This is a genomic window from Flavobacterium sp. FlaQc-52 (genome assembly GCF_044007495.1).
Lineage (GTDB): Bacteria > Bacteroidota > Bacteroidia > Flavobacteriales > Flavobacteriaceae > Flavobacterium > Flavobacterium cupriresistens.
Window position 1 is genome coordinate 20,853 of record NZ_JBIPCV010000015.1, and the last position, 12,911, is coordinate 33,763.

A 12,911-nucleotide genomic window follows, 5' to 3' on the forward strand; every position below is an offset into this window, starting at 1 on the left:
AAATTATCTCTTCTTCAGGATTAGATATCCAAAAATTAATATAAAAACCAATTTTATGAATAACAAAATAAAGGTCACATTGTTGACCATGGCACTGTATTTTCTAAATTTAACGTGTTATTCTCGAGTTATATGTTTGAATTATAGTGGTATAAGTATTAAAGAAACCGAAGGGATTCTGAAAGAGAAAAGTGAGCACTCTTTTGTTTTTGAATCAGATGATTTTGATACAAAAAGAAGGATTTCGATTGATGTAGTAAATCAACCTATTGATCAGATTAAGGAGAAAATTACAGGAATAATTACAGATAGTAAAGGGCTATTTATTGCCGGCGCAACTATAAAAAATAAGGAAACCAGTAAAACCACAATTTCTGATTCCGAAGGTAAATTTGATATAGAAGCTTCAATAGGGGATATACTCGAGATTTCCTGTATAAGTTATATCACCACATCAATTACAGTATCAGACAAAAACACGGTTAGTATTATACTTCAGGAAGACTCTAAAGTTCTGGACGAAGTAGTAGTTATTGGTTATGGAAAACAGTCAAAAACTAAGGTAATGGGAGCTTCGGTTCAAATAAAAACAGATGAACTGAATAAGGTCGCAGGAGCCAATTTTGCACAACAATTAAGTGGAAAAATGGCAGGAGTTCAAGTGAATGAAACATCAGGACAACCGGGATCCTCTTCAAAGATAATTATTCGCGGTACAGGCACATTAACTGCAGGCTCTAATCCTCTTATTGTTGTAGACGGTGTTCCTCTTTCTGAGGGAACAACATTAAACAGTATAAATTCTTATGATATTGAATCTATAAATGTGCTAAAGGATGCTGCTTCTGCCGCTATTTATGGCTCAAGGGGGGCAAATGGAGTTATTCTGGTTTCTACAAAAAAAGGAAAAAAAGGGGCTCCAACAATATCATTAGATTATTATACCGGTATCCAGAGACAGGCATCCAGAGTAGAATTAGTAAATGCAAATCAGGCGGCTCAATTTTTTAATGAAGCCCGGGATTGGGGATATGTCTCTAAAAAACCAACCACCCGCAGTGAAAGTGATGACGAAGCCACAAGAATAGCAAAGGGAGCTGGCAAGCGTGAGCTTAGACTTAATTACCTGAAAAACCCCGGATTATCAGGACTAGCAAACACCAATTGGATGAATGAAGTTTTTAGAGATGCACTTATGAAGAATTATTCGCTCGGAATTTCCGGAGGAAATGAAAAATCAAATTACTACATTTCTACAAATTATTTCAAACAACAAGGAATCGTTATCGAAACAGATTATGAACGTTATACTTCTTCGATTCGGTTTAATACGGAACTATCCGATAAATTTAAATTTGGTATTAGCTTGAACCCTTCTTATTCGGTTCAGAATAAGTACGATCAGGATGATGGATTTAACACCAATCCTGTTCTCTCACTTATTGTTTCCTATCCGTTTTTTAGCCCTTATACTAAAGATGGTTCCTTAGCTATTGGTGACCAACTTGCCGCAAATGCTCCTCAAGACGGTGCTTTGGCAGAAAATCCGGTTGCGATCATAAAGCTAAACTCAAATGCGGAGCGTTATTTCAGGCTGTTCGGAAATGCTTTTGTTACCTATGATATTAGTGATGGACTGCAATTTAAAACATTATTTGGTGGAGATTACAGAAATCCTTTAAAACAATTCTATAGTCCATCCTCAGTAGGATATTATCGAATGTCCGCTCCCAAGGCGCCTATAGCTTCTGAAACGGTTTCAATTGCAAAAAATATTATCACCGAGAATACATTAAATTATACTAAAAATTTTGGAGAGCATCAAATAGAACTATTGGCAGGATACACGTACCAAAGAGAAGAAGGAACCTCATCAGATATTACCGGTACAGGGATCTCAGATGATAATCTCCCAAATATTGCCGGAGCCAGTGCTTATAAAGTTTCCAGCTCAAAAGAGGCATGGGTGTTGATCTCCTATCTTGGCCGTGCTCAGTATTTTTATAAACAAAAGTATCAACTCACAGGGACTTTAAGACGTGATGGTTCTTCTCGTTTTGGCTCTAATTCAAAATGGGGTCTTTTCCCTTCGATAGCAGCAGGTTGGATAGTAAGTAAAGAAACTTTTTTCCCTGAAACGACGATTTTTAATTTTGCTAAAATACGCGCCAGTTGGGGGAAAACGGGAAATAATCAAATTGGGTCTTATGGGTCTATTGCGTTAGTAAATTCTCAAAATTATGTATACGGAAATGATTTAAGTCCCGGATTTACAACTACCAGTTCCCCTAATCCGGATTTATCATGGGAAAACAGAGCGTCAACCAATCTGGGACTGGATCTAACTATTTATAGAAAGTTTAATTTCACGGCTGATTTTTATAGATCTATTACCAGTGATTTACTTCTAAATGTGCCAGTACCGCAGCAATCAGGGTTTACAACTTCTACTCAAAATACCGGAGAATTAAAAAATTCGGGTATTGAAATTTCATTTGAAGGAAATGGAATTAATCTGGGGCAAGTAAAATGGAATTTTGGAGGAAATATTACAACCAATAAAAGCGAAGTATTAAAATTGGGTAATAATCAGAATGAAATAATAACAGGTTATCAAGGATCTTACAGAACAAAAGTCGGAGGCCCTATTGCAGAACTTTATGGATATAATATTTTGGGAGTCTATAAAACAAATGAACAAATTGCAGCAACACCCCATATACCAGGTACTCTAACAGGGGACTACATTATGGAAGATAGTAATAACGATGGAATTATTGACAACAAAGATAAAAAAGGCTTTGGAAGTTATGCTCCTAAGATTACCTATGGTTTTAATTCTTCTTTTGCTTATAAAGATTTTGAATTAAGCTTCTCTATCAACGGAATTCAGGGCAGAAAAAAACTCGCTAAAGAGACGGCTGTGTTTTTGGAATCCGGTGAAGGTTTTTCGATGCCAAGTACCTATTATTTTAAGAACAGGTATCATCCTGTTAATAATCCGAACGGTTTTTTGGGCCAACCCAACACGGGAAATTTTTCGTCAAACAGACAAGCAGCAAGAGGATCAAGTAACACTTTTGCAAATGCAGATTATATAAGACTTCGAGACATACAAATAGCTTACAATTTACCTAAGACAGCCCTAAAAAAGATTGGTTTAACAAGGGCAAGAATTTACCTTTCGGGTAATAATCTCATAAACATTACGAAATACAGAGGTTTTAATTCTGAAGCAGAAACAGACAATATTCTTGAAATGGGATTTAATAATAATCGTATTTATCCCAATACAAAATCTGTAATTTTTGGAATTAATTTAACTTTTTAACCATAGCTATTATGAAAAGAATAAAAATAATAAGTTTTTTCTGCCTGATGATGCAATTTTCCTGTACAGATGATTTATATCAGGATCCTATCACGTCAAAAGTGGCTACTAAATTTTATAGTACAGAAATCGAAATTGAAGAAGCCGTTAACGGTACTTATAATGGTTTGCAATTAAATGGACTTTATGGACTAAATATGGTAGCTCTGGGAGAGATTCCTTCTGATGCGACTTATGATGAAGTTCCACTAAATGATGACGGTACGTTCGGCAAGTTGGATGATTTTAGTGTTACAAGTATTGTCGGTTCAATAGGTGAAACCTGGAGAGATTCTTACAACGCAATTCAGTGCGCTAATGTGGTGTTAAACAGAATCGAAAAGATTCCCTTTAAAGTTGCCGTTACTAAAGATAATCGAATAGGAGAAATGAAATTTATTCGCGCACTTTTGTATTTCAATTTGGTAAGATTGTATGGAGATGTGCCATTAGTTACTAAGGAAACAACAAATCCTAATAGTTATTTAGGGCAGGGAAGAGCATCTACTAAGGTTGTATATGAGCAAATTATAAAAGACCTTACAGAAGCCGAAGTCCTTTTACCTGTAAAAGCCGCTAAACCGGGCAAAGTTATTAAAACTGCTGCGCAAGGCTTATTGGGCAAAGTTTATTTGACGCTGCATGATCTGCAAAAAGCTAAAATGTGGTTACTAAAAGTTAAAGATTCTAATAGTCATGATTTAGTGCCTATTGCAGATGTTTTTGATAGTAACAAGGAAACAAATAAAGAAATACTATTTTCAGTTCAATTTGCTTCCGGTATAAATGGTAATAGTGAAGGAAGTAGTATGCATCAAATATTTAGCCCCTCAGGAGCAATATCGGGAGCGAAAGGACATAACCTTCCGACCAAAAATCTGTATAATGAGTATACAACCGCAGATAGCCGTAAAGGCAAATACGTTACCATTACAGTATCAGGAGTTCCTTTTTCTCTAAAACTGACTAAAAGCAGTACAGTTCCTGCAGATGGAGGAAGTAATGTAGTCGTTATTCGTTATGCAGATATTATTTTAATGTTGGCGGAAATAGAAACGGAACAAGGTAATATTGCTGAGGCAGCAACTTACTTAAATTTAATACGAACCCGGGCAGGGCTTGCGAATATTTTTGCTGTAAATCAGGCGGATATGCGGAGTGCTGTTGATTTGGAACGAAAACTTGAATTAGTGGGAGAAGGAGACAGATGGTTTGATTTACTTCGCAAAGGCACGGCAATAACGGTAATGAATCAGTGGTTTAAAAGTGAGGGAATATTGATAACTATTGATAGCCATAATCTCTTAATGCCTATTCCTTTAACAGAGATAAACACGGATCCGGCTATCAAACAAAATCCGGGTTATTAAGTTTTATTAAACACCGGGAAAGAAGCATGATAATTGTAAAAAGTGTCAAAATTATGTTTTTTTTCTGATCATCAAATTTATTTAAATCCAAATATAAAAGTACAAAATGAAAAAAATACACATAGCCATAGTATTGCTGATACTATTCTCCAATATTATTCAGGCTCAAACCCATGCCGATAAGCTCATTGGTATTTTAGAAGATTCCGGAAGCAAATATATTTTTGTGGCTGCGCATCGCGGAGATTGGAGGAATGCTCCCGAAAATTCTATAAAAGCGTTAAAAAAATCTATTGAGATGGGAGTCGACATAATGGAAACAGATGTCAGATTTACAAAAGACAGTGTTTTAGTATTAATGCACGATACGACCATTGATCGTACCACCACCGGAAAAGGGAAATTATCCGATTATACCTATGCTGAATTACAGAAATTTTATCTTACCGGTGGTCTAAACAGAAAGACTTATGAACGAATTCCGACTTTTGAAGAATTTATGCTTACGGCAAAAGGGAAGATACTGATAAACGTTGATAAGAGTTGGGAATATATAGATAAGATTGTTGACGTATTAAAGAAAACGGGAACACTTCGTCAGGCATTAATCAAAGGAGAAGATTCTTATACTGAAGTGAATGCTAAGTATGGTTCACTGTTAAATGATATTTTTTACATTCCCATTGTCAAAGAAGAACAAACAAACCTAAATGCTTTTGTTGATGAGTACCTCAATAAGACCCGTCCTATCGCCTTCGAGATACTATATTCTTTTGAAAAATCACCTATGTTTGAACAAATAAAAAAGATAAAACAAAGAGGAAGAAGAATTTGGGTAAACACCTTATGGGGCGAAATGTGTGCCGGTCATGAAGATGAACGTGCTTTAGATTCCCCCAACGAAAATTGGGGATGGGTTATAGAGCATGGGGCAACAATGATACAAACCGACAGGCCGGCAGAATTATTAGAGTATCTAAAAAGAAAAAGACTTCATACTTTAAATTAGCGGAATTCATTACGAAAAGATACTATCCCAAAAGCGTGTAAGTTGAAAAAATTGCCGATAATTTCAGGATAGTGTCTTTAATTCGATAACTCTTTTTTTAATTTGTTGGTAAATAAGTCATTTGTATTCAGTGTTTTTTGATCTTTTGCCACACGTGCTTGATGAACAGGCGAGGCAATTACAGTTTGTCACTAATTATTTTTTTTGCCACTGACTTCAAGAAAGTGGGTTTACAACTTTGACAAAGAGTCGATAACTTTACAGGCCTATGAGCAAAGAAAGCCACAGATTAAAGGATTAAAAGGATTTACAAAATCTGTGTAAATCCTTTTGATCAGTGGCAAAAAAATAATTCGTGCCAATTGGTGAAATTCGTGGCAAAATGATTAAGAAGGTTATGAAAACGAGGAGTCTAAACAGCTTGTTTTTAATAACTTAAAAAGAATTAGATAGGATTAAAGGATTAAAAGGATTTACAAAATCTGTGTAAATCCTTTTGATCAGTGGCAAAAAAATAATTCGTGCCAATTGGTGAAATTCGTGGCAAAATGATGAAGAAGGTCATGAAAACGAGGAATCTAAACAACTTTTTTTTAATAACTTAAAAACAGTTAGATAGAATTAAAATAAAAAGATTCACACAGATAGTATCGAATAGTATCGAATCATTTTTAATTCTTTAATCTGTGCTATTTTTTGCTCGTAGGTTTTAAGATTAGGAACTTTTTGTCAAAGTCCCGAACGCGCTTTCTTAAAATCTAGAATTACTAAAGATTTTATCTGATTAAAGCTTTTTTCTAATATTTTTGTCGTCATATCTTTGAAGAAAACCTCGTTTTTGGCTCTTTTTGAGTGATTTCGGGGTTTGTTTCTTGCAAGGTAATTTTGTAAACGATAGTTTGTGTTATTGTGGATGTACCTAATTATTAGCTGTGCAATATTTTGTAAGAATAAATATTGCCTTTTGCGGTTATTTTTAAAAACATCACATTGCTACCCGACCTAAGATCACTATAGTTTATTGTAATTTTGTTATAACCTAAATTTAGATTTTTAGCTTTAGAATACAATTCCTGGCCGTGAATATTAAAAATTTGCACTTTAATTTCACTATTACTTTTTGAATTAATTTCTATGTTAAAGTATGCTGTGGAAGGGTTTGGGTACACTTTAAATTCAAAATCATTATTTGTTTCTAAATCCTCTGTTTGTACTATCCCTAATTTGTTATCCTTAGGTTCAATTGTTTTAGGTGTGGATGCAACTTCGCTTTTTTCTTGTGTGTTATTTACTTTTTGTGGATATGAAAAATGAGTTTGGATATGATCTTTAAGTTCAGAATATTTAAATTCATGTATTTTAAGTATCCCCGGTATTTTAAATTTTCTATTATTAGAATTAGAACCCAAGCGAATTTTAGCGGCAGTATTCTTCTGTAAAAATTCATTCATAGGAGAATTAGCATCGTTGAACTTGTAATCCAGACCAAAGTAAGTTGCTGACAAATATTGAGTGCTAATTGGAATTGTAGTTTGCTTTATTTGTACTTCAATCCACATAAATCGGGCTGTAAAAAAGTATCGGACTGTCCAGACTGCATCAACAGGAGTCTGCTCTTTTAGAGTAAATAACGGATCAAATAAAAGATAATCGTAATGAGTGCCATTTTCATGATATCTTCTAAGCATCATGGTTTGATTTTGATAGTAGACTTCTAAAGATCTCCCTTTACTGCTTTCAAAACTCAATAATTGATCCCCATTTTTTGGTGCTTCAAAATCACAAATGATTACTAGTCCATCATTATTTTGGGATAAATTATTTAATTGATTCGCAGTAATAATCTGTGAATTATGATCGGGTTCCGACGTGCTTGTAAACATATTATTCCCATAAGGCGCAAAATAGGAATAAGGCTCTGTTTGAGAAAAAGACATATTAAAATTTAGCACTAATAGTACGGATAAAAACTTTGTTTGTCCTATCGAAAAAGGATAAAGAGAAATATTTTTCATAACGCATAAATTTATATTTAATCAAAAAGTGGATTGTATTTGGGACCAGATATCAGGTCTGTCAGTTGTCAGGACGGATATATTAAAATAAGGGATACTCATTAAGTAGTAATGATCTCCTCTAACGTCAACACGAATATCTTTAATATTCCATTGTGCCCATCTGTCTACGTTACCTTTAGGTCCCATGGCCTCTTCAGTATAAGTTCCTGGTCTTAATCCAGTTACTTTATAAGTATACTCAAATAAGTTCTCATATAATTTACCTCCTCTTCTAAAAGAGGTATTGGTAATTTCGCTCTCGCTTTTAAAGTTGGTTTCAAAAGCCATAATCTTATTGCCGGCATGGCTATACCAGGTGTCAATAAATTGAGCTTTAGACTGGATATCGCCACCAGGTTGCAGAATAGGAAAATATAGGATTTTAGAAAGTAAATTAATATCGAAACCTGGTGGCATAGCATCTACAATGTCTTCATAGGTATATGCCACTTTGAATGCTACATATTGTAAGGCATTTTTAGTGTTGGCTTCTTCAATACATTTTCTTAATATTAACATATAATCCTCTTTTTGCATTCTTTCTGCGTTTGTTGGATTCAGTTGAGGGTCATAATCACACCTTGCTATGCACTCTTTGGTATACATATCGTTTCGCGATTTGGCACCTTTAATATCAACGGTTAGTACTGTTTTGTTTGCAATCATTTCATCTAGTATGTCAGAAAAAGTTATGAAATTATTGTCACTGATAGTTCCATTGCGCTTTTTTAACTTTAATGTTTTTAATTCATTCAGGGTTTTATCATAAATATAATCCGTATCTGGTCCCGAATAGTTTGTAAGACGGCGTAAGTAATAGTCGTGACTTACAACGATTAAATTATCTTTAGTTCGCGTAATATCCGATTCTATAACTGTTGTGTATTTCAATGCGGCTTTTATAGCTTCAGGAGTATTTTCAGGAGGACCATTACCTAAGTCGTATCCCCAATACCCTCTGTGTGCAGCAAATATGAAGTTAGATTTTTGCTCTAAATTTGGGGATTTAATTTTGCTCCAAATAGTGCAAATTGGATCACCGGAATTATCTAAATTGTAACAAAAATGATTGGAATCAAATTGTGCATTTCCTCCTGATGAATTAATAATGCCAATTCCCGGCACTTTGATTTTAGAAAAAACTGCATTTGTTGTAAATACAAAAATCCTTAATTTAATTTTAGTTGATAAAAAATTATAAACGGATGTTTTTTGAGCTTTACCATAACGGGATTTATCAATAGCCCATATGGCTCTTTTAATATCATTACTTGCCCAGTTATCTGGATAATTTGACAACCAACTGACGTCAGTATTGGGTATTGTATTCTTTGCATAAGTATAGGGGGCTCCCGCAAAATTAGCTGTGGAAGCACTAGTAGTCAGTAAATAGACTAAAACGCCTCTTTTATTAGGTTTACTTTCGTCATAAGTCCAAACTTCCATTTGAATAGTACCATTATTAGATGTTTCCCCTATTATTCCTCCGGTTAAATCTGCATTAGGATCAAAAATATTTAATAAACTTATTTCAGCTGTTGTATTTAAAACTTGGTTGGTCTGCCCCACAACTATGGTAACAGAGAAAAAAAACAGTAACTGACTTAAAAAGACCAAGAATTTTATACCAAAATTTTTGGCGTAAAGATTTATTTTATACATCGTTTTAAGTTTTTAATTAGGTTTGATCTGCAAATTATGAATGGATTTTTTTAATCCTGTATAGTCTTCTTTGAGTTTATCCAATTCCTTTTGCTGGTCAATGGTATAAAGCATAAGTTCTTCTATTTTCTCTAAAAGTGTTACATTCATTTCATGTAAATTATAACCGTTTTCGGATACAGATTTTTGAGATGGCATATTGGGTAAATGTTTATTTACAGAAATAAACTCATCGATTTCTTTTAGTGTTTTTAATTCATAAGTATCGTTAAAAACATAATCGGCCCATGTTGCTTTAGGCCCAATTCCATAATCTTCACTCAAAATACCATTATGAACAAATAAATCATAGGAACTTCTCATTGAAGTTTTAATATCGCTGGGTTGTACACCCCCAATATATACATTGTCACTAGTGTCCAAATACATATTTGAGCCTGTATTATTTGTTCCAATAAATAGACCGCTGTTTGAAAGAGTGCCAATCCATCCGGTACTATTTTTACCGGGCCCCATTATAACTTGAACACCATTAACATCACTAACGAATCCTCCATTTGCATGAACTTTAAATTGAGGAGAATCAATCCCAATCCCAATATTATTGCCGGGAAAAAAAACTTGATCATTGCTGTCACCTATATATACTTTATTTCCTGTATTGGACGAAATTTTTAAGCCCTGTTCATCACCATTACTCTGTATAAAAGAGGTCTCGCCTTCTACCCATGAAGTTAGATTGTCCCAACTTGCATTCCATGTAGGATTTTGTATAACAGTCTTACCAAAAAGATGGAGTTCATTTCCGGAAGCGGGAATCTTGGTAAGATACATCAATAAATCAGCGTCGGTAGTTCCTGGTCCTATAAACCAACTGAATGATCTTGGTATATTGGTGGCATTGTTATTAGCATCAATAGTAGTTGTAAAATTGGCATCGTTGGTCCAGTTGTTAGTTCTGTCTGCTGTCAGTTCTGCAAAAGTCAATAACTGTGATTGGGCATAACTCCAATTAAAAGGCATGGATAATAGTACTAAAACCAGTAACGATTTGTTTGCATTTTCAATTAATAATTTCATAGTTGTTTTCATGTTTTGTAGATTTTAAAGGTTAATTTTTGGTGTATGTTTTTTGTTTGTGGCTGGTCAAACACTATTAATCCATACGATTCAATCAGTTGTTACTCTGAGCTAGATTAGTAGAGCTTTGATTCCATATTGTTTCGGTATAATTACTTCTATTCCCGAAGATGAAATGCTTATTAATGAGAGTATGTTTTTCTCTATAAGAAGGAAATTATATGTATTAAAATTGTTGGTTTATTTTATAAGTTTTCTTAGTAGAAAATTCAAATTGAATGGCCCTTTAGTTTTGTTAATTGTTAATGAAATAAAGAAACTAATTTTTCGTCTGGAGAGCGATGATACTTTGTAATTCCGATTTGGGATTGACAAGTATATTTTGTCAGTTTCATTACTATATTTTCACGAGGCTCTTAAAGCCTGTATTTACATTGTTAACTTTTAAACCACATTAAAAAAAGTAAGAATAAAATTACAATTCAAAAGTAATGCATCTAGGAGTGATGCTTGTCTCTCGATTAATATTTGATTTTAGTGAATTTATATTTGAAAAAGCTTCTATAAGTATCAAAAGGTTGACATAGATTTATATATTTAAAAAAAAGCGTATAATGCTATACTTTTAGCAAAGAACAGCTATTCCGGATTTGCATTTTCTGGAGAAAATCAAAGTATTTCAAACTGAAATATTTTGATAGTGAGGTTTGTAATGTTTTTTTGTTGTTGGAATTCCGTTGCGAAACCCTCAAAAAAGGAGTGCAGGTTTTGGTTTTAAAGTAGAACTTGAATAATAACCTTTTGCTTTAAAATTGATGAAAAATCAAGAATTAAACGACTAATTAATTCAAATTAGACTTCGTATCTTTGATAAAAAATATACCACAATGAAATTATACAAATTACTTAGTTTTTCTTTTTTAGTAGCAACACTGACAAGCTGTACTTTCACAGAAAATATTTATGTAAATGACAACGGAACCGGGAAGTTTTCAGTAGACCTGGACGGTTCTTCCTTAATGGCAATGGCGGGAGACCAAATCGGAAGTCAAATGGGAGCCGAGGCTAAAAAAGACATTGATTCTACTTTTACCTTCAAGCAGTTGTTTGAAGAAAAGAAAGACAGTATTGCCAAGCTTTCGCCGGAAATGCAGAAAGAGTTTAAAAAAATAGAAAACTTTGTAGTTCACACCAAAATGAGTTCAGCAAAGAAAGAATTTTTAATGACTTTCTCAACCGATTTTAAAAATGTAAATGAATTACAGGACATATTACAAACACTAAGTACGTTCCAAAAGTTAGATAAAAGTGGAGCTGCAGCTCCATTTGGAGGTGATTTTGGCAACAATAACAGTAAGTTAAGTTATACCTATGACGGAAAGAAATTTACCCGTAAAGCCATAATTGACAAACAAAAATTGGCAGAAAAAGTAAAAGACAGTACCGCAGATATGTCTAAAATGATTTTTTCATCATCGACGTACATTTTAAAATATCACTTCCCGAAAAAAATCAAAAAAGTATCTAATCCGGACGCCTTGTTTAGTGAAGATCGAAAAACAATTACAATTCAATACCCATTTACGGATTATATGGAGAATCCTGACAAACTTAACTTTGACGTAGAGTTTGAAAAATAATTAAAAATGAATAAAAAAATTCAACTTCAAGATTTAGGAAGTAAAGACTATAAAGCGACCTGGGAATATCAAGAAGAACTTTTTAAAGATATTGTCGACTTAAAAATAAGAAACAGAAGAGAAGAACTCGATTTAGCAACGCCAAATTATTTGCTTTTTGTAGAGCATCCGCATGTGTATACGTTGGGTAAAAGCGGCGATTTTGAGAATTTGTTGTTAAACGAAAAGCAACTAGAGGCAAAAGGAGCAACGTTTTACAAAATCAATCGCGGTGGTGATATCACCTATCACGGACCAGGACAAATTGTAGGGTATCCGATTTTAGATTTGGAGAATTTCTTTACCGACATTCATAAATATTTACGTTTTTTGGAAGAATCTATTATTCTGACATTGGCCGAATATGGTTTAGAATGCGGACGCAGCGAAGGTGAAACCGGCGTTTGGCTAGGTGTTGGAACTCCGTTTGCTCGAAAAATTTGTGCCCTTGGTGTACGGGCTTCACGCTGGGTAACCATGCACGGATTTGCCTTAAATGTAAACGTAGATTTAGGGTATTTTGATAATATTATTCCGTGTGGAATTCGTGGAAAAGGAGTTACTTCTTTAAACGTAGAATTAGGTGTAGAGCGTGTCGATGAAGAAGAAGTGAAAGCCAAAATCTTAAAACATCTGACTGCATTATTTGAAACCGAATTCATTTAAAAATAAACTATTTAAAAG

8 protein-coding genes are annotated in these 12,911 nt (G+C 33.9%); 5 read left to right on the forward strand and 3 right to left on the reverse strand.

The window, feature by feature from the left end; genetic code table 11:
* Positions 1-55: 55 nt before the first annotated feature.
* The 3 genes from ACHRV5_RS20390 (at position 56) to ACHRV5_RS20400 (ending at position 5,749) form a co-directional block, all read left to right on the forward strand.
* Positions 56-3,331 (forward strand): SusC/RagA family TonB-linked outer membrane protein, encoded by a 3,276-nt coding sequence (locus ACHRV5_RS20390; RefSeq protein ID WP_395427973.1) that lies wholly within the window; start codon positions 56-58, stop codon positions 3,329-3,331.
* A gap of 11 nt (positions 3,332-3,342) precedes the next feature.
* A complete protein-coding gene (locus ACHRV5_RS20395; RefSeq protein WP_047777945.1) occupies positions 3,343-4,740 on the forward strand; it encodes a RagB/SusD family nutrient uptake outer membrane protein in 1,398 nt (465 codons plus the stop codon).
* A gap of 106 nt (positions 4,741-4,846) precedes the next feature.
* Positions 4,847-5,749 carry a glycerophosphodiester phosphodiesterase family protein gene (locus ACHRV5_RS20400; protein ID WP_395427974.1) on the forward strand — a complete coding sequence of 301 codons (903 nt, stop codon included), beginning with the start codon at positions 4,847-4,849 and terminating at the stop codon, positions 5,747-5,749.
* Positions 5,750-6,675: 926 nt separating this feature from the next.
* Here the strand turns inward: ACHRV5_RS20400 and ACHRV5_RS20405 are convergent.
* Genes ACHRV5_RS20405 through ACHRV5_RS20415 form a run of 3 tightly spaced genes read right to left on the reverse strand, consistent with a single transcriptional unit; the run spans position 6,676 to position 10,560 of the window.
* The gene (locus ACHRV5_RS20405) at positions 6,676-7,764 is read right to left on the reverse strand and encodes a T9SS type A sorting domain-containing protein (protein WP_395427976.1); all 1,089 of its coding nucleotides are present in this window, start codon (positions 7,762-7,764) and stop codon (positions 6,676-6,678) included.
* A 21-nt stretch (positions 7,765-7,785) separates the two neighbouring features.
* Positions 7,786-9,468: a glycerophosphodiester phosphodiesterase family protein gene (locus ACHRV5_RS20410; protein WP_395427977.1), complete on the reverse strand. Its 1,683-nt coding sequence runs from the start codon at positions 9,466-9,468 to the stop codon at positions 7,786-7,788.
* Between the two features lie 12 nt (positions 9,469-9,480).
* Positions 9,481-10,560: a hypothetical protein gene (locus ACHRV5_RS20415; RefSeq protein WP_395427978.1), complete on the reverse strand. Its 1,080-nt coding sequence runs from the start codon at positions 10,558-10,560 to the stop codon at positions 9,481-9,483.
* An 875-nt stretch (positions 10,561-11,435) separates the two neighbouring features.
* Here ACHRV5_RS20415 and ACHRV5_RS20420 point away from each other — a divergent pair.
* Together ACHRV5_RS20420 and lipB are read left to right on the forward strand one after the other, a co-directional pair.
* Complete coding sequence (locus ACHRV5_RS20420) at positions 11,436-12,188, forward strand: hypothetical protein (protein ID WP_395427979.1); 753 nt, start codon at positions 11,436-11,438, stop codon at positions 12,186-12,188.
* 6 nt (positions 12,189-12,194) lie between these two features.
* The gene (lipB, locus tag ACHRV5_RS20425; protein WP_230004732.1) at positions 12,195-12,893 is read left to right on the forward strand and encodes a lipoyl(octanoyl) transferase LipB; all 699 of its coding nucleotides are present in this window, start codon (positions 12,195-12,197) and stop codon (positions 12,891-12,893) included.
* Positions 12,894-12,911: the final 18 nt, after the last annotated feature.